Here is a 16,729-nt window from a genome sequence, read left to right as displayed (position 1 = left end):
CCCGGCTCGTCACGCGGCCAGGGCCCCGCGGAGGAACTCGGCGATCTCCGCCCGCGCGTCCTCCGCCTGCGGCACCACGCCCGGCATGCTGAGGAACGCGTGCGTGGCCCCGGAGTACTCGGTGAGCCGCACGGGCGTCCCGGCCGCTCGCAGTCGTCCGGCGTAGCTGCGGCCGTGGTCGGCGATCGGGTCGCGGGTCGGCACCAGCACCAGCGCCGGGGCCAGCCCGTCCAGGTCGGCATACAGCGGCGACAGTGCGCGGGGATCGGCTCCCGGCGGAACGGCCAGCCGGTGGAACAGCCGCAGTTGCGGCACGGTGAGGGTGGGGCTTTGGGCGTGCTCGGTGACCGATGCGTAGTCGAACATCGTCCCGGTCACATCGACGGCGGGATTGACCAGCACCTGCGCCCGCAAATGCAGGCCGGACTCCCTGGCCCGGATCGCCGCCAGGGCGGTGATCAACCCACCGCAGCTCTCGCCGAAGACGGCGGCCCGCGCGGGGTCGACACCCCACTGGGCGGCGTCCCGCACCACGTGCTGGAGCACGTCCCAGCTGTCGTCGACGGCCGCCGACAGCGGAGTCTCCGGGTCGACGAGGCGGTGCTCGACCGAGACGACGACGGCGGGCAGTTGGGCGGCCAGGTGGCTGTTCACCCAGTCGCTCTGCACGGCCGTACCCACGAACCCGCCTCCGTGGACGTGGAGGACGAGCGGCAGGCCGTCGCTCTCGGACGAGGGCCGGTACACCCGGACCGGGAGCCCGCGCCCGGGCAATGCCACCTCCTGCCACCGGATCGCGGCGCCGCGATCCGGGATCCCGGTGATCGCCTGCGCTTCGGGGGACGCCCGCCTGCGGTTCTCCGCCTCGCGGTAGGCGCGCAGCTCCCCGGCCGTCATCGCCGCCCAGTCCGGATCTCCTCCCAGGGCCAGCTTCCGCAGATGGTCGCCCGCCGACGCCTGCTCCGCACCGGTGACCTCGCTCATTTCGCCCTCCCATGTTTCGCTACCTGAGGTATCGAAACCAATGGTAGCGTAATGGGATATCGTGTGGACATGACGTCGACCACATCCGCCCGGCAACCCGGCCGTCCGCGCTCCGGCGTCAACGACGTGGTCTTCGCCGCGACGCTGAGGACGGTCGACGAACTCGGCTACGCGCGCGCCACCGTCGACCGCATCGCCGCCGCGGCCGGCATCGCCAAGACGACGATCTACCGTCGCTGGCCGTCGAAGGGCGCCCTGATCGTGGACTGCCTCCTCGACGCCTTCGGCCCGGCGCCCTTGGAGGGCTCCAGCCGGGCCGAGCTCATGTCCTCGGCCATCCACTGGGCCGCGGCGAAGATCAGCGAACCCGGCGTGGGCGACGCGTTCGCAGGCGTGTTCAGCGACGCCGTCAGCGATCCGGCCCTGCGCGAGGTCCTGTCCACGCGGTTGCAGGACCCCTACCGGATCGCGCTCCAGGAGGCGCTCGGCGAGCCGGAGAACCGGGTCCTGTTCTTCATCGACGTCGTCGTCGGAACCCTCCTCCACCGAATGGGCATGACCGGCGAGCCAATGGTCGACGCCGACGTAGCCGCGCTGGTCGACATGGTCCTCCCGCACTTCGCCGACGACACCCGGCCCTGAATCGATGTGAAGTACTGGTACGTCCTGACCGCCGACCAGGCGGAGAAGACCGCACTGGACGGGTTGCTCGACTCCTGCTGAGAACGCGAAGCCGCCCCGGCCCATGCAGAGGCGGGCGAGTGGGGTTCAGCTCAGCTCGTTGCATGGTTCGTCGAGCCAGATCCACTGCCGCTCGGCGTCGACGCTGATGCCGAAGCGGTCTGGTCCAGGTCGGCCTTTGCCGAGCCACCACAGGTAGGCGCCCACGGCCTGATCCCACAGCCGGGTGTCGCCATGCTGGACGACGGTGTACTCATCAGCCCCGCGGAGGGCCGTGCACGACGCCAGGGCACTGTCGGTGAACAGCGTCGCGGTGTAGGCCCAGCCGTCTGCGGTCTGGGTCCATGCGGTGTCGACGGTGAGGCCCGGAGTGAGGGCGGCGATAGCGAGTTGGCCGCCGCCGCTGGCTTCGGCTATCAGTCGCGGGTCCATGCGAGTGGTGGACGGGGCTCCGGGCGCGGCCGTGACCTCGTCCCGGGGAGGGCCGGTGCGCTGGTCGCGGAGCATCATGAACCCGCCACCGCCGGTGAACCGGCCGATCGCGCCCTCGGGATCCAGGACGTCCAGGCGGAGCTGATGCCCGAAGGCGCCGCCGATCGGCATGTAGGGCAGCACGATCTGCCCACCGGGCCGGGTCTGCTCGATCCAAGCGTGCGGGATGTCGCGAACGCCGCAGGTGACATGGACCCGGTCGTAGGGGGCGTGCGAGGGGAAGCCGTCGACGCCGTCGCCGGTGATGACCTCCGGCTGCTCGACGACGTTAGCGAGGTTGGCGCGGGCGGTCTCGGCGAGCGCCTTGTCGACCTCGACGGTGACGACGTTGCGGGCGCCGAGCCGCCAGGCCAGCATCGCGGCCGTCCAGCCCGTCCCGGTGCCGATCTCCAGGACCCGGTGATGGTCGCATACATCCAGCAGGTCCAGGAACGCCATGCTGATCGCCGGACACGACAGCGAACAGGTCGGTTCGGCTGTGGTGTCGTCGATCTCGGCGTTGCCCTCGGCGCGCTGAGTGATCAGGCTGTAGTTGCCGTAGACGGTGTTCCACCAGTCGCTGGCGTCGGCGTGCTTGTCGATCAGGTGGCTGCTGCCGGTTGTGGTGAAGGCCGACGCCCAGGCGCGCTCGGGGACGAACGTGTGCCGGGGCACCTCGTGCAGGCCGGTGAGCCAGGCCCGGCTATTCCATGCGCGCGGGTCGATGACCTGCTCGTCGAGGAGGTACTGCGTCAGCGTCTGGACGCGCTCGCGGTAGCGGACCGCCTGCCATGTGCTGCGCCCCACCTCTATTCCTCCGCGCCTGGGTCGCAGCCGGGTGTGCATTGCGGTTCGCAGGAGGCGTCACCGTTGGGCATGCAGGTCTGGGGCTCGCAGTCGGCACCGAGAACCGGCATCGCGGGGGGCGTGAGAGGCAATGTGAGCAGGTCCGCGAGCCCGGTGGTGCGGACGTTGCCGACGGTGTGCCACCGCGACATGGGGCACGCGGCGACGGCGCCGTCTGGGAGAATCGCGGCGGCGTTGTACCCGCAGCGTCCGCACAGGCCGGCGGGGTCGGGGCTATCCCCGGTGGCGGCGCGTCCGAAGGGGCGGAGGCGGTCGGTGCGGATGTGCGTGACGCCCATTCTGGTGAGCATGGCGTGGGCCTGCGCGGTGCGCTGCCCGTCCAGGACTTCGACCAGGCCGGCGCGGACCGGGATCCCCATCTCCAGCGCGCGGGCGATGTGGGAGCAGGTTTGGCGGTGGGTGTCGCGGCCGGTGATCTGCTGATGCTCGTCCCGGTCGTCGGAGTAGAACGAGGTCGCCAGCCGCACCCCCGGGACGGCGAGCGCCGCCCAGGTCGCGTCGCTGACGTGGACGAGGTTGCTGTAGACCTCCACCTCGACGTCGGCCTGCCGGGCGGCACCGATGAGCGCGGGGAGATCAGGATGCAGCGTGGGTTCGCCGCCGATGAATTGGATCATGCCGACGTCGAGAGCGGCCGCCTGGCCGATGACGGCGCGCCAGTCGTCGCCGGTCATCGTGCCGTGGGTGCCGTCGATGCCGCTGGAGTTGTAGCAGTGACCGCAGGCCAGCTGGCAGCGGGTGCTCAGCTCGAACCACAGCATTCGGGGGGACGGTGCCATCGGGACCTCCGGGTTCTCCTTGTTCTTCTCACGGGGACGGCTGGGCCGCCATCGGTTCGCAGGCAGGTGAGGGCGGTGTGGCCCACTGGCGGCATGCTCGGATGCGATGCCTAGTCCCTCTCCTCCGTCCTGGCGCGCGCCGCCGCGACGAGCGGCCCCAGCCGGGCCGCGATGGCCGCGCACGTCCCGGCGAGGTCATGGCAGGGCGCCAGCGGGTCGCCGGCCGAGGAGATGAACCACGGCACCCCGCCCACGCCTGGCTTCACGCGGATGCTCTCGCCCACGCACGGCAGCTCGGGCGTGACTACCCGCAACAGCGCGGGGTGCTGGTCGTAGCGCGGGGACGCGGACCAGCCGGCGGCGGTCAGCGCATGGGCGAGGGCATCCAGGTGATCGGACGCGGTCACCGGCAAGGCGGCGCGGCGGCCGTGGACGCCGACGTCGCCCCCGGCCGCCGCGCCAGGACGCAGGACACCCCGCCAGGACGTGAGATGCCGGATGGCTAGCCCCGCGAGGAACAGGCGGGCGAGGGAGGCCGCCCGCACGGAACCTCCCGCGCCCGCTGGGGACGGCGCGACGCGGGGCCGTGATGCGTCGCGCCGTCCCGGCTTGAGATGGCGGAACACCTAGATCGCCGACCTACGCAGATACCAGTCGACCGTGACGGCCAGTGCGTCCGCGCTCGGCGCCTCGACCAAACGCGGGCCGTACCGCGACGGCACCAGGGCCCACCACATCCGGGTTGACTCTCCCCACCACGTGGTGATCCCGGCGGGGATGCTCGGGGGCGCGTCCCGGACGGGCGGCAGGTCGAGCACGGTGTCCGTCGACCGGTTCATGGCCGCTCCTCGAACGCCGCCAGGATGGCGTCGACGGTGACCAGCGGGTCCCCGACCGGGCCGATCACCCGGCCGCCGCCCAGCCAGCGGAACAACCCCCGCCGACAGGTCACCAGCCGGGTACGCCCGCCCGGACCCGTCGCCGTCAGCGTCGTGTCATAGGCCGTGGCGGTGATCCCGCACTCGCGCAACTCGACCGCCAGGTCCCGCAACGCCAGCCTGGCGTCGGCCCCGTCCGCCTCGTCCAGCAGCTCGCGCAGCAGCCCGAGCTCATCAGCCTGCGCACCGAAGAACCCACCCCGCCCCGGCGAGGCCGGCCGCCAAGCGTGCCACCCGGTACCGCCCGACACGTCCTTGACCTCCACCAGCCAGCCGGGGAACTCCTTCATCAGGCCGCACTGCGTCTCCGACCCGCTCACCGCGCACCCGCCTCAGCCTCGGCGACCGCACGAAGCTTCGAGCGCAACTCGTCCGCCGTGTCAGCGTCCAGCTCGGTCTGCACCCGCGAACTGAGAGGGCGGCCGTCCAACCGGGCGTGCCCGGTGGTGCGGATCGCCCACCAGCGGCCGGTGTCGCTGGTGTGGACGATCGACCAGCCGAGGAATTCCTGGCGGAGCGCGGCCTTCTCCGCGGCGATGGCTTCCGCTCCCGGTGGGTGCGGTACTTTGCCCACAGCCGGACCTCTTTTCCGGTTAGGTCCCGGAATTCCCGGCGTTCGCGCGCCGGCCGGGGCCGTCTTTGTGTCCTGTGACACCTTCCGCCCACCACGAGACCGCGTCCGGCGCTAGCGTGGAAGACACTGCCTCCCGCCTGACGGCGCTGGCAGCATCTGGCAGCGGGTCAACCCGGGACGAAGCGGGTGAGCGGTGACAACATTCGGGGAGAGGCTCAGCGCGCTCATGGCTGATCGTCAGATCAGCCAGCGCAAGCTGGCCGAAAGGGTGCCGTGCAGCGACGACTACATATCTCGGCTGGCACGAGATATGAGAGCGCCTTCCGAGCAGATGGCCAAGCGGCTCGATGAGATCCTCGACGCAGGCAAAGAGCTCATCGCCCTTTACCAGGCGCAGGCCGACGACGCTGGCAGCGCGGGTAGCGTGGGCGGCACGAATGCCCACGATCTGGACGAGGAGAAGGAGATGCGACGACGCAGGCTATTGCAAGCGCTCGCGACGTTCGGTGTCGCGTCAACCCCCGTGGTGGAGGCGATCGAGTACGTCCGAGCCGCCGTCGACCGTGCCATCGGCCTCGACGAGGACCGCCACCTGGAGGAGTGGGAAGAGACCGTCGCCGAGTACGGCTACACCTACACGACCCTTCCCCCGCACCGGCTGCTCACCGACCTTGTCGCTGACCTGATGGTGGTCCAAGCCAGCACTTCCCGCAGCACAGCCGAAGAGCGGCCCGACTGGAACCGGGTGGCCGGCGGCATGGCCGTGCTCGTGGCCAAGACGCTGTGCAACCTCGATCAGTCACGACTGGCGCGCGAATGGTGGATCACTGCGCAGCACGCCGCTGATGCTTCCGGAGACCGCGACCTCAGCCTATGGGTCAGCGGCGAACGGCTGATGCATGGCCTCTATGATGAACGGCCCCCGGTGATCCTGCTGCGCAAGGCCAATCGGATCGTCGAGCGCGCATCCTCGACTCCCTGCCGGGGTTTGGCGAGCGTCCGCACGGTGCGCGCCCAACTCCTCGCCATTGACGGTCCCCCCAGAGCTGCGGCGAACGAGCTGCGGGCGTGCGAGGAGATCTTCGAGCGGCTGCCCGCATCGGTGACGGCGGACGCGCAGTCGCTCGCCGGGTGGGCCGAGTACCGCCAGCGCTACACCGAGGCGTGGGTGCACGCCCGCACCGGCGACCGCGAGCAGCTCGACGCCGCCGTGGCTTGCGCCAAGCAGATCCTGCCCGCCAACAAGCTGCGCGTGCACGCCCAGCTCGACCTGCTGCGCGCCGCCGGGCACGTACGGGCGGGCGACGCGACCGAGGGCGTGCGGCACGCCCACGCCGTGTACGCGGCCCATCCCCCCGAACAGTGCACCACCTTGGTCACCAGCCTGGCACGCCAGGTGGCCGACGCCGTCCCGGGGCGCGGCTGCGACGCCACGGTTTTCGCCGCCTACCGGGGGTTGCTGGAGTCTCGGCCGGAGCCCAGAGCGGTCACATAGAGGTCGAACCAGGGTTCGGTCTCACCTGTGTGACCTGGCACGCGGCCGACATGGCGCCACCCCCACGGCTGGTACATCGCCTGGACCTCCCCTCGTCCGGCGTGGTGGCGAGCGCTGCTCGCTCCTCGGGCTGCCCGGCGAGCAACTCGTCCAGGAGCCGGTGCCCCGGCCCCCTGCCACGGTGCGCGGGTCGGACGGCCAGGTCAATCACGGCGAACGTCCGCCGCCCGGTCTCGGCCGTGAACCCCGCAGGCTGGACTGGCTCCAAGTCGTCCCACCAAGACGACCGGGCCGACAGCGAGGCGCCGTAGACGAACCCGGCCAGCGCGCCATCGTCTCGCGCGGTCACGGCCTCGAAGCCGGGCGAGGCTAGCAGACTCTGCATCCGGGCCCGGTAGTCGCTGAGGTCATGGTCCGGGAACGCCTCAGCGTACACCCGCTCGATCTCGTCGAGCCGGTCGCAGGCGGCTCCGCTATCGAGGTGCTCGATGTCCATCGCGGTCCATCTGACCACATCCCCAAGAGTTCCCGAAGCCTTCCCAGCGGTGCCGGGAGGGTGGCGGCGGTACTCGGCTACTACCGGCCGCTCGCCGGCCACGTTGACATCCGGCTGCACGACACCCCGCTGTACAACAGCATCTACCGGTTCGATGACGAAATGATCGTCAACTCGCACGTGTACGGCATCCTCGCCGCCTACACCCCGACCATGCGCATCCGCCGCGTGGACGGCGTCTACTTCAACACCTACCTGGAGAGCTTCGAGCGGGTGTGGGCGTCGGCTCGTCCTCTGACCGAGGATGAAGCATGAGCCCAACGAAGGCTCGGCGCGTCGACCACTGGCAGGACCCGGACGCGCCCAGGCCCACCAGCCGCAAGCCCTCAGCGTCCGCGCTCGTGCGTGACGACGAGGGCCGGGTGCTGCTACTGCGGCGCCCCGACAATGGTCTGTGGACGATTCCCACGGGCGGGCTGAAAAAGGGCGAGACGATCCGGGAATGCGCCGTCCGGGAGTGTCGCGAGGAGACCGGCGTCGAGATCGAAACCGGCGATCTCGTGGGCGTGTTCACCACCCCCGACCACGTGATCGAGTACATCAAGAACGGAAGGCTGGACGAGGTCCGACAGCCGGTGAACATCTGCCTGCACGCGCGGCCAATCGGCGGAGTGCTGATGACGACGGACGAGGCGTCCGAGGTCGTCTGGGTCGCGCCGGACGACCTGGACGACTACGACATCCATCCCGCACTCTGGCGGCGGATCCGGCATGGCCTCGGCAGCAGGAAGCCGCAGATCGACTGACGCCTCAGATGAGGTCGGGCGGCGGCTCGGGCACAGCCGGTACAAGGGAGACTCCCGTGCCGCCGAATTGCGCGAGAAGATCCGTTCCTTCCAGGCCGGGTCGCTGGAGCACAAAGCCCCTACCGCCCCGGAGGCACCGTGAGCCCGATTCCCACTCGCATGTCTGACCACTGGTGGTGGCGTCCGAGGGTGCGGCCGGGCCGCCGTCTGCTCGTCTGCACATCCTGCCCGCCGGGCAGACGGAGGTGTGCAACCTGGTCCGCCAGTACCAGGACAAGCTCGCCGGTCTGGACGGCCTCGACCTGATCCCTGCCGAGTGGCTGCACATGACCACGCGGATCGTCGGCTTCGATGATGAGATTTCCGCTGCTGAGGCCGAGGCGACGGTGGCCGGAGTCGTCGATCGGTTCCGCCGGCTCGCGCCGGTCGAGGCGGAGCTGGGGAAGCTGTGGCTGCACAGCGAGGCGGTCATGCTCGGCATCCGTCCGTCGCGCGCTCTCGATCCGGTCCGCGCAGCCATCCGCGAGGCGACCACTGCTGCCGTGCGTGCTGCCCGAAGCGCTGAAACGCCGCACCCTCAACCGCCGAATCCTGTATGCACACGCGTAGCCGCGCGGTCGACGGCGCCGTGCTGCCACGCCCGGACGGCTTCGTAATCTCAGGTGGTGTGATGCAAGGCGAGGAAGACAACGACATCGACGGCCGCCGCGAGACCGTGCAAGACCTGACACGGCAATGTGGGGAGAACGACAACGAGACGCTGAAAGAACGGTCCGCACTCGCGGTTTCTCTGCACCGCGCGGGCCTGCTGGAGGAGGCCGTTCACCAGCAGCAGGCGGTGCTGCAGGCCCGGTCTCGGCTGCTCGGAGATGATCATCCCGACACCCTGCTCAGCCGTCGGCTGCTGATCCACGTCCTTCTGGATGCCGGGCAGTTGGAGCGGGCCAGCGCGGAACAGCTCGCACTGGCCGACGGCCGCATCCGTTCCCTCGGTGCCGAGCACCCGGAGACCCTGGGCGGTCGCGCCAACCTTGGCCGCACCCTGTATCGGCTCGGGCGGCTGCAAGAGGCCGAACAAGAACTCCACACTGTGCTCGACGCCTGTGAGCGTGCCCTGGACCCGGGACACCCGATCACTCAGGTGACCCGGGACCACTTGCTGGCCGTGCGACGCGAACTCGGCACGGCCTAGCCAATGCCGTTGCGTTAATCGAGAACCACCGCCTTGCGGGTACCTCATGTCGCCCTGTCAGGCCCCGCCGACATCACGCGTTCAAGCTCGGTAGGGCGCCGTCTACGGAGTATTGGGCGACCAGGGTGCGGAACGCCTCCAGATCGCCGATGACCTCCTCGGCCTGGTCTCGCTGCTGGTACATGTGGTGGTAGCGGGCGCCGATGGCGTCGGGGTCGGCCTCGCCGCCGCCCGGGACGACTCCTGAGGCGATCGTCACCGCGCCCACGTGGATCCCGTGGGGTCTCAGTTCGGTATGCAGGGTGTGCGCCCAGTTCCGCAGCGCGGCCATGGCCAGGCCGACGTTGGCCAGGAACGGCGCGGGGACGGTGGAGGAGACGCCGGTGGTCAGCAGCACTGTGCCGTCGCCGCGCATTCGCATGTCCGGCAGCACATGGCGCACAGCGGCGACCGCTCCCAGCACGTGCAACTCCAGTTGAGCGGTCACCGCCTCGACGGTGGTGTCGGCCGCGTGAGTGATCGGTCCGGTCGGGCTGGGGCTGTACTCCAGGACGTCGATCGGCCCGAATGTGTCCCGAGCCGCGGCCAGGGCGGCGACGAGTGCATCACGATCACGGATGTCGGCGGGAAACGCGGCGGCGTTGATATCCAGCTCGGCCAGTTCGCCGACCAGAGTGTCCAGCTTTTCCTTGGTGCGGGCTATCAGCCCGACTTGGAAGCCCTCGCGACCGAATGCCCGGGCCACGCCCATGCCGAGCCCAGGCCCGGCACCGACGATAACGAGTGTCTTGCTCACGATGAGTCCCCTCCGGCTGCGGCGACCGAGCGGATGCCCCGAGCCGCCCGTACTTACTCTCTGTTCGCAGCAGCATGACTTGTTACTACGATGGCGATCAAGAAGGCACATTCGTGTCGGCACCGCACACGGAGGTAACCCATGGCCGAGTCGGAGCAGGACGTCTGCCGGCAGATCCTTCAGATCCTCGGTCTGATCGGCGACAAGTGGACCATCCTCGTCGTCGGGCAACTCCGCGACCGCACCCTGCGCTTCGGCGAACTGCACCGCGTCGTCACCGGCATCTCCCAGCGCATGCTCACCCGGACCCTGCGGCAACTCGAACGCGACGGCCTCGTTACCCGCACCGTCCACGCCGGCGTCCCGCCACGGGTGGAGTACGCGCTCACCGACCTTGGCCTGACGCTGCTGGACTCTGTGACCGCCCTTGGCCAATGGGCCACCGGCCACCGGCAGCAGATCATCGAGCACCGCCGCCGCTACGACACCGCTCACCCCGCACCAATCCGCTGATCCCAATTTGCTGCAAGTGCTTCGATAGCGGAGAGATGCGTGCATTTAGGAAGGGTGCGCGTAAGGAGCGAGGGTGATGTTTCGAGATCGATTCTGTGCTCTGCCGGGATGTTCTCTTGCTGATCAGTGACCTCTTCCTATCCATGTTCCCAGCCGCTTGCATTGCTCGGTGAATGCGGCAGACTACTGTGTGTGACGCAAGGGCGACCAGTTGACTACACGCGCGGGATCGGCGGAACGAGACTGGCGTGGTTCATGAGGGGGTGCGGCGTGATCCTGGACCACGCTTGATCTCTCGACGGCCGATCTCGGTGATGCGTCGCTCTTGTCGTGCAAGAGCGCTGGAGGGAGTTTTTCTGATGTATCAGAATCCCCACCATGCAGATGCCGGCCGTCGCCTGGGAGTAATCGAGCGGGCCCTTCTCGCGTATGAGCGCGCTCACCCTACGGTCAATCTCGGGATCGGCGGTCTGGTCCTCTTTGAAGGGCGGCCTCCCGGTATCCATGAACTACTCGGGCAGGCCCCCCTACATCTGCCGACACAGCCGCTGATGAGTTGCGGGCTGTCCCCGGGGGCGAATCGGCGCAGCGTGTGGCGGCCTCGTCCGACATTGGACCTGGGTCTGCACGTGCGGGAACGCGTCCTACCGGCCGGGGCCGGGCGCGCCGGGCTGATGAGTCTGGTGAACGAGTTGCTCGCCGTGCCGTTCACCAAGGGCGAGCCGCTATGGCGGATGTGGCTCATTCACGGGTACGACGGCGAGGAGTTCGCGGTCCTGTACCTTGGCCATCACGTATTGCACGACGGCGTGTCGGCGATGAACAACATCGCCTGTGTCCTGCTCGGAGAAGGCGGGCAGAACGGCCGGGTTCGGATACCGCGTGGCAGTGGGACGGGACGTGCGCGGCCTGTTCGGGTCATGCGGGGTGCGGGGCGGCTGGCGAGTCACCTCTACCCGCCGGCCGTCCGACTGCGCGACGAGGGCCTGACCGGTGAGCGCCGACTCGCATGGGCCGGTACGAGCCTGGAGCGCATGCGCGATATCGGCAAGCGGCATGGCGCCACGGTGAACACCGTCTATCTCGCCGCCCTTACCAGCGCGCTGCGCCAATGGTCGTACTCGCCCTGGCGCGAAATCGAGCGACGCGGCCGTCCTTTGTGGGCACTGGTCCCGGTCAGTACACGCACCGAAGGCGAACAGAACGGTATTGACGTGCGCATCATGCCGGAGCGGACGCGGCTGCCGTGTGACAAGGTGCACCCGGCTGAGCAGATCGCGTTGCTGAAGGCCACCACGGAGGCGATACGGGGCAGCGCGGTGGTCGATTCGGAGCGAGCGCTCCGCGCCCGCACTCCTGGATGGCTCGGCCATTTCATTTTGTCCAGGGCGCTGAGCCCCGGTTCGACGCATCTGCTCGCCACCAACGTGCCGGGGACGGATCGGCCGTTCGACCTGCTGGGCCGTCCGGTGCGCGAGATCGTGCCGTTGAGCTTCCTGCCCGTGGGCCACCGGCTGGCGGTCGTGTTGACGACCTACCAGGACCAAGCGCGCGCGGGATTCATGGTGGACGCGCGTTTCGCGTCCGGTGCCGACGAACTCGCCGCGCTCTGGTCCGCGGCGATCGACGAGCTTGACGCCTCTGCGGGGCCGGCCTCGTGACGGGCGCTCCGTCCGCCGGAATGCGCTGGCGGCCGAACGGCCGGGCGGCCGCGTTCGGTCCGGACGAGCTGGCCGCCTGCGCGTCGTCCGTCCGAGAGCCGGTGCACCTGGTCACCCGTCCCGGCGGTTCGCGTGGGCTGGGGCTCGGCGGAGACACCGGGATGGGGCGCGACGGCTACCCGCTGCTCGGCACCATGCCGCCGCTCTATCCGGAATGGCTGGGCGACAGGGAATTCTGCCGAACGCATGGCCTGCGATTCCCTTACGTGACCGGGGAAATGGCCGGGGGCATCGCATCGGTGCGGCTGGTCACCGCCGTGGCGCGTGCCGGGATGCTCGGATTCTTCGGGGCCGCGGGCCTCGCCCCGTCCGATGTCGAACGCGCGGTGGTCCGGCTTTCGGCCGACCTGGGTCGTACGGGCGGATGGGGCGTCAACCTGATTCACGCGCCGGGAGCCGAGGACATCGTCGCGGATCTGCTGCTGCGGCATGGCGTTCCCCGGATCTCCGCCTCGGCCTTCCTCGATCTGACGCCGGCGGTGGTCCGGTGCTCGGCCGCAGGTCTGACGCGCGACCCCGCCGGGAGGATCGTCCGCCGAACCCACGTGTTCGCGAAGGTGTCGCGGCCGGAGGTGGCGGCGAAGTTCATGTCGCCCGCTCCACCGGCGATCCTGTCCGCGCTCGTCGCCCGCGGCGTGCTGACCGAGGACGAGGCGCGGCTGGCCGGACGGATTCCGGTGGCCGCGGATGTGACCGTGGAGGCCGACAGCGGCGGGCACACCGACAACCGTCCGCTGGCCGTGATCTTTCCGGTGATCCAGCGGCTGCGCGACAGGATCTGCGCGCCGTACGACCAGGCGGGCCCGGTCCGGATCGGCGCCGCAGGCGGCCTCGGCACCCCGGCGGGCGTCGCGGCCGCGTTCGCGCTCGGCGCGGCCTATGTGCTCACCGGGTCCGTCAACCAGCTCGCCGTCGAAGCCGGGATATCGGACGCGGCCAAGGCACTGCTGGCCGACGCCGGTGTGGCCGACGTGGCGATGGCCCCCGCTCCGGACATGTTCGAGGCCGGGATCAAGGTGCAGGTCCTGCGCCGGGGCACGATGTTCGCGGGCCGGGCCGCCCGGTTGCACGAGCTCTACCGCACCCACGAATCGCTGGAGGAGATCCCGGCGCGGGTCCGAACGGCCCTGGAACGCGACACGCTCGGTGCCTCGCTGGACGACATCTGGTCGGTGACGAGGGCCTTCTGGGCCTCGCGAGACCCGGCCCAGCTCGAACGCGCGGACACCGACCCCAAGCACCGTATGGCGCTGGCGTTCCGCTGGTACCTCGGTATGTCCAGCCGCTGGGCCATCGAGGGCGAGCCCGGCCGGGTGACCGACTACCAGCTGTGGTGCGGCCCGGCAGTGGGCGCCTTCAACGACTGGGCCGCGGGGACGTTCCTGGCCGACCCCGCCGAGCGGAAGGCGACCCAGATCGCCCTCAACCTCCTTGAGGGCGCGGCGGTGATCAGCCGCGCCCACCAGCTGCGCTCGCACGGCGTGCCGATCCCGGCGAGGGCTCTGTCGTACGAGCCCCGCCGGCTGACCTGTTAGGGGAAGCGATGTCCGAAGCCGGACGGCGTCAATGCCCGGTCGCGATCGTCGGTTTCGACGCGCTGATGCCCCGCGCGCTGGACGCCGCGGAATTCTGGCGCAACGTCGTCAGCGGGCAGGACCTGATCACCGAAGTGCCGTCCACCCACTGGCTCGTCGACGACTTCTACGATTCGGATCCCACCGCGGCCGACCATACCTACTGCCGCCGCGGCGCGTTCCTCCCCGAGATCGAGTTCGACCCCACCGAGTTCGGGCTGTTGCCCAAATCGATGTCCGCGACAGACACCTCCCAGTTGCTGGCGCTGTTCGTGGCAGGCCGCCTGCTATCGGGATTGTCCGGCGACGGCGACGGCGACGGCGACGGCCACGGGCTGGGCGACCGCGACCGCGTCGGTGTCATTCTCGGGTGCACGGCGCTTGAGATGCTCGGGCAGATGGCCACACGTTCGGGACGCCCAGGATGGCTCGCCGGTCTGCGGCGTCACGGCATCTCCCAGGACGAGGCCGAGACGATCTGCGACCGCATCACCGAGCTGAGCGTCCCGTGGCAGGAATCGACCTTTCCCGGCCTGCTCACCAATGTGGTCGCCGGGCGCATCGCCAAGACCTTCGACCTGCACGGCACCAACTGCACGCTGGACGCGGCGTGCGCCAGTTCGCTGGCCGCGCTGTCCATGGCGATCGGTGAACTCGAATTGCACCGCGCCGATCTGGTGTTGACCGGTGGAGTGGACACGCTCAACGATCCGCTGACGTTTCTCTGCTTCTCCAAGACCCCGGCGCTGTCCCCGTCGGGAGACTGCCGCCCCTTCGCCGAATCGGCGGACGGCACCGTCCTCGGCGAGGGCCTGTCCATGTTCGCGCTCAAACGCCTTGAGGACGCCGAACGGGACGGCGACCCGATCCACGCGGTCATCCGCGGTGTGGGGTCGTCCTCAGACGGCCGGAGCAGCGCGATCTACACACCGCAGAAGGACGGACAGGTCCGGGCGATGCGCCGCGCGTACGGCGTGGCCGGCTACGGCCCGGAGACGGTGGAGCTGGTGGAGGCGCACGGAACCGGCACGCTGACCGGGGACGCCACCGAGGTCGCCTCGCTGCGGGACGTCTTCGACCGGGCCGGACGCGCGGACCGGCAGTGGTGCGCGCTCGGTTCGGTCAAATCGCAGATCGGCCACACGAAGGCCGCCGCGGGCGCCGCCGGGCTCCTCAAGGCCACGCTGGCCCTCCAGCATCGCGTGCTTCCCCCCACGGCCAAGGTCGACCGGCCGCATCCGGCGCTGGACCTGGAGACCAGCCCGTTCTACCTGAACACCGCCGCCCGGCCCTGGATACACCCGGGAACCGGCCCGCGGCGGGCCGCGGTCTCCAGCTTCGGGTTCGGCGGTACCAACTTCCATCTCACCCTGGAGGAGCACCGTCCCGGCGGCGGTGGGCGCCCGGCCCCCCGGTTGCGGACGATGCCGTCCGAACTGGTGCTCCTCGGCGCGGATTCGCCGGGTGCGCTCATCGACCGGTGCGCCGGCCTGGACGTCGACCGGCCGCTCGAAACGATCGCCCGCGACACGCAGGAGCGCTTCACCGAGATCTCCTGGGCCCGCCTGGCGATCGTGGCGACCAGTACCTCCGACCTGGCGGAGCGTCTGGGGCGTGCCCGCGGGCTGCTCGGGCGTGAGGCGGCGACGGCGCTCTCCTTCCCCGGCCTCCACTACGGGTCCGGCCCGCCGGAGGACGGGCTGGTGGCGTTCCTCTTCCCGGGGCAGGGCGTCCAGTACCCGGGCATGAGCGGCGACTTGGCGATGGCCTACCCCGATGCGCTCGCCGTCTGGGACCAGGTCGCGGGATGGGAGCACGGCGATGTTCTGTGCAACGCCGTCTTCCCCCGGCCCGCGTTCGAGGACGGGGAGCGCGAGGCGCAGGAAGCGTGGCTCACCGCCACCGAGCAGGCGCAGCCGGCGACCGCCGCGCACAGCCTGGTCCTGCTCGCGTTGCTGCGCCGCCTGGGCATCCGGGCCGACTGCGTGGCGGGACACAGCTTCGGTGAGCTGACGGCGCTGCACGCGGCGGGCGTGCTCGACGCGGCCGGCCTGCTTCGGACGGCCCGCCGGCGAGGCGAACTGATGCGCGCCTCGGTGAACCGGCCTACCGCCATGGTGGCGGTCTCCGCGAGCCAGGCCGACGTGGAGAGCGCCGTCACCGATGCCGGCGGCGCCCTATGGATCAGCGGACGCAACGCGCCCGAGCAGACGGTCGTCTCCGGAACCCGGGAAGCGATCGATGCGCTGCTCGACGAGCTGGCGCGCCGCCGCCTGCCGGCACATCGGCTGGAGACCGCGCTCGCCTTTCACACCCCCCTGCTTGAGGACGCCGCGCAGCCTTTCCTGGAGCATTTGCGGCAGGTCGATATCCAGAGCCCGTCGATGAGCGTGTACGGCAACGCCGACGCCGCCTGCTACCCTCCGGAGCCGGACGAGATCCGGCACCGCATGACCGCCCACCTGACGGCTCCCGTGCGGTTCTCCGATGAGATCGAGGAAATGTACCGCGCGGGTGTGCGGACCTTTATCGAGGTCGGCCCCGGAGCGGTGCTCAGCGGTCTGGTCGGCCGGATTTTCGGCGGCCGCCCTCATTGCGCGGTGAATCTGGACCGACGCGGAACCGACGGCGTCACGAGTTTGCACGACGCCCTTGGCCGCCTGGCGGTGCGGGGCATCACCGCCGACTACCGGCAGCTCTGGGCGGGATACGCCGAACGGAACGGCGGGCCCGCGCGGGAGCCCTCGCCGCTCGCGGTGCGACTCTCCGGCACCAACTATGGAAAGCCGTATCCGCCCGCCGAACAGGAGGAATGGCAGCCACCGACCCCCTGTCTCTTATA

General features: G+C 70.0%; 19 protein-coding genes. 10 read left to right on the top strand and 9 right to left on the bottom strand.

The window, feature by feature from the left end; all coding sequences use genetic code 11:
- Positions 1-9 precede the first annotated feature (9 nt).
- Positions 10-984 carry an alpha/beta hydrolase gene (locus E1298_RS09225; RefSeq protein WP_131891133.1) on the bottom strand — a complete coding sequence of 325 codons (975 nt, stop codon included), beginning with the start codon at positions 982-984 and terminating at the stop codon, positions 10-12.
- A 69-nt stretch (positions 985-1,053) separates the two neighbouring features.
- Here E1298_RS09225 and E1298_RS09220 point away from each other — a divergent pair, with 69 nt between their 5' ends.
- Positions 1,054-1,626 carry a TetR/AcrR family transcriptional regulator gene (locus E1298_RS09220; RefSeq protein ID WP_131891130.1) on the top strand — a complete coding sequence of 191 codons (573 nt, stop codon included), beginning with the start codon at positions 1,054-1,056 and terminating at the stop codon, positions 1,624-1,626.
- 126 nt (positions 1,627-1,752) lie between these two features.
- On the opposite strand, the gene E1298_RS09215 is transcribed toward E1298_RS09220, so the two are convergent.
- The 6 genes from E1298_RS09215 to E1298_RS09190 form a co-directional block, all read right to left on the bottom strand.
- The gene (locus E1298_RS09215) at positions 1,753-2,943 is read right to left on the bottom strand and encodes a methyltransferase domain-containing protein (protein WP_165975377.1); all 1,191 of its coding nucleotides are present in this window, start codon (positions 2,941-2,943) and stop codon (positions 1,753-1,755) included.
- Positions 2,944-2,945: 2 nt separating this feature from the next.
- Entirely contained in the window at positions 2,946-3,782 is an 837-nt protein-coding gene (locus E1298_RS09210) for a radical SAM/SPASM domain-containing protein (protein ID WP_131891124.1), read from the bottom strand.
- A 110-nt stretch (positions 3,783-3,892) separates the two neighbouring features.
- Positions 3,893-4,327: a hypothetical protein gene (locus E1298_RS09205; RefSeq protein WP_131891121.1), complete on the bottom strand. Its 435-nt coding sequence runs from the start codon at positions 4,325-4,327 to the stop codon at positions 3,893-3,895.
- 81 nt (positions 4,328-4,408) lie between these two features.
- Entirely contained in the window at positions 4,409-4,621 is a 213-nt protein-coding gene (locus E1298_RS09200; protein ID WP_131891118.1) for a hypothetical protein, read from the bottom strand.
- Complete coding sequence (locus tag E1298_RS09195; protein WP_131891115.1) at positions 4,618-5,040, bottom strand: hypothetical protein; 423 nt, start codon at positions 5,038-5,040, stop codon at positions 4,618-4,620. The genes E1298_RS09200 and E1298_RS09195 overlap by 4 nt, the downstream gene beginning before the upstream one ends.
- Positions 5,037-5,294 carry a hypothetical protein gene (locus tag E1298_RS09190; RefSeq protein WP_131891113.1) on the bottom strand — a complete coding sequence of 86 codons (258 nt, stop codon included), beginning with the start codon at positions 5,292-5,294 and terminating at the stop codon, positions 5,037-5,039. Before E1298_RS09190 ends, E1298_RS09195 begins: the two co-directional genes overlap by 4 nt.
- 193 nt (positions 5,295-5,487) lie before the next feature.
- On the opposite strand from E1298_RS09190, the gene E1298_RS09185 reads away from it, so the two are divergent.
- Positions 5,488-6,789 carry a helix-turn-helix domain-containing protein gene (locus tag E1298_RS09185; protein WP_279498026.1) on the top strand — a complete coding sequence of 434 codons (1,302 nt, stop codon included), beginning with the start codon at positions 5,488-5,490 and terminating at the stop codon, positions 6,787-6,789.
- On the opposite strand, the gene E1298_RS09180 is transcribed toward E1298_RS09185, so the two are convergent.
- The gene (locus E1298_RS09180) at positions 6,782-7,285 is read right to left on the bottom strand and encodes a GNAT family N-acetyltransferase (protein ID WP_131891108.1); all 504 of its coding nucleotides are present in this window, start codon (positions 7,283-7,285) and stop codon (positions 6,782-6,784) included. The genes E1298_RS09185 and E1298_RS09180 overlap by 8 nt on opposite strands.
- Positions 7,286-7,345: 60 nt before the next feature.
- Between E1298_RS09180 and E1298_RS09175 the strand changes: the two genes are divergently transcribed.
- The 4 genes from E1298_RS09175 to E1298_RS09160 all read left to right on the top strand — a co-directional run bounded on the left by E1298_RS09175 (position 7,346) and on the right by E1298_RS09160 (position 9,283).
- Positions 7,346-7,600 carry a hypothetical protein gene (locus E1298_RS09175; protein WP_243725471.1) on the top strand — a complete coding sequence of 85 codons (255 nt, stop codon included), beginning with the start codon at positions 7,346-7,348 and terminating at the stop codon, positions 7,598-7,600.
- On the top strand, positions 7,597-8,091 hold the full coding sequence (locus E1298_RS09170; RefSeq protein WP_131891105.1) for an NUDIX hydrolase: 495 nt from the start codon (positions 7,597-7,599) through the stop codon (positions 8,089-8,091). Before E1298_RS09175 ends, E1298_RS09170 begins: the two co-directional genes overlap by 4 nt.
- Positions 8,092-8,264: 173 nt before the next feature.
- A complete protein-coding gene (locus E1298_RS09165) occupies positions 8,265-8,747 on the top strand; it encodes a 2'-5' RNA ligase family protein (protein ID WP_131891103.1) in 483 nt (160 codons plus the stop codon).
- Between the two features lie 14 nt (positions 8,748-8,761).
- A complete protein-coding gene (locus E1298_RS09160) occupies positions 8,762-9,283 on the top strand; it encodes a tetratricopeptide repeat protein (protein ID WP_165975376.1) in 522 nt (173 codons plus the stop codon).
- A 73-nt stretch (positions 9,284-9,356) separates the two neighbouring features.
- Here the strand turns inward: E1298_RS09160 and E1298_RS09155 are convergent, their stop codons facing one another.
- On the bottom strand, positions 9,357-10,079 hold the full coding sequence (locus E1298_RS09155; RefSeq protein WP_207944524.1) for an SDR family NAD(P)-dependent oxidoreductase: 723 nt from the start codon (positions 10,077-10,079) through the stop codon (positions 9,357-9,359).
- Positions 10,080-10,220: 141 nt separating this feature from the next.
- On the opposite strand from E1298_RS09155, the gene E1298_RS09150 reads away from it, so the two are divergent.
- From E1298_RS09150 to E1298_RS09135, 4 genes are all read left to right on the top strand, one after another.
- On the top strand, positions 10,221-10,592 hold the full coding sequence (locus E1298_RS09150) for a winged helix-turn-helix transcriptional regulator (protein ID WP_131891097.1): 372 nt from the start codon (positions 10,221-10,223) through the stop codon (positions 10,590-10,592).
- Positions 10,593-10,906: 314 nt separating this feature from the next.
- Complete coding sequence (locus E1298_RS09145) at positions 10,907-12,253, top strand: wax ester/triacylglycerol synthase domain-containing protein (RefSeq protein ID WP_341770605.1); 1,347 nt, start codon at positions 10,907-10,909, stop codon at positions 12,251-12,253.
- Entirely contained in the window at positions 12,250-13,848 is a 1,599-nt protein-coding gene (locus E1298_RS09140) for a PfaD family polyunsaturated fatty acid/polyketide biosynthesis protein (protein WP_207944523.1), read from the top strand. Before E1298_RS09145 ends, E1298_RS09140 begins: the two co-directional genes overlap by 4 nt.
- Positions 13,849-13,856: 8 nt before the next feature.
- Positions 13,857-16,729, top strand: a 2,873-nt coding sequence (locus tag E1298_RS09135) for a type I polyketide synthase (protein ID WP_131891093.1), incomplete at its 3' end; no start/stop codon positions are given.

This window comes from Actinomadura rubrisoli, assembly GCF_004349215.1.
GTDB lineage: Bacteria > Actinomycetota > Actinomycetes > Streptosporangiales > Streptosporangiaceae > Spirillospora > Spirillospora rubrisoli.
Note: the sequence above shows the minus strand (reverse complement) of the source record. Positions and strands in the feature narration are given on the sequence as shown.

Bases quoted from the DNA above. Each gene is read 5' to 3' on its own strand.
- E1298_RS09225 (WP_131891133.1), bottom strand. From the start codon at position 984: ATGAGCGAGGTCACCGGTGCGGAGCAGGCGTCGGCGGGCGACCATCTG.
- E1298_RS09220 (WP_131891130.1), top strand. From the start codon at position 1,054: ATGACGTCGACCACATCCGCCCGGCAACCCGGCCGTCCGCGCTCCGGC.
- E1298_RS09210 (WP_131891124.1), bottom strand. From the start codon at position 3,782: ATGGCACCGTCCCCCCGAATGCTGTGGTTCGAGCTGAGCACCCGCTGC.
- E1298_RS09200 (WP_131891118.1), bottom strand. From the start codon at position 4,621: ATGAACCGGTCGACGGACACCGTGCTCGACCTGCCGCCCGTCCGGGAC.
- E1298_RS09180 (WP_131891108.1), bottom strand. From the start codon at position 7,285: ATGGACATCGAGCACCTCGATAGCGGAGCCGCCTGCGACCGGCTCGAC.
- E1298_RS09170 (WP_131891105.1), top strand. From the start codon at position 7,597: ATGAGCCCAACGAAGGCTCGGCGCGTCGACCACTGGCAGGACCCGGAC.
- E1298_RS09160 (WP_165975376.1), top strand. From the start codon at position 8,762: ATGCAAGGCGAGGAAGACAACGACATCGACGGCCGCCGCGAGACCGTG.
- E1298_RS09150 (WP_131891097.1), top strand. From the start codon at position 10,221: ATGGCCGAGTCGGAGCAGGACGTCTGCCGGCAGATCCTTCAGATCCTC.
- E1298_RS09145 (WP_341770605.1), top strand. From the start codon at position 10,907: ATGCGTCGCTCTTGTCGTGCAAGAGCGCTGGAGGGAGTTTTTCTGATG.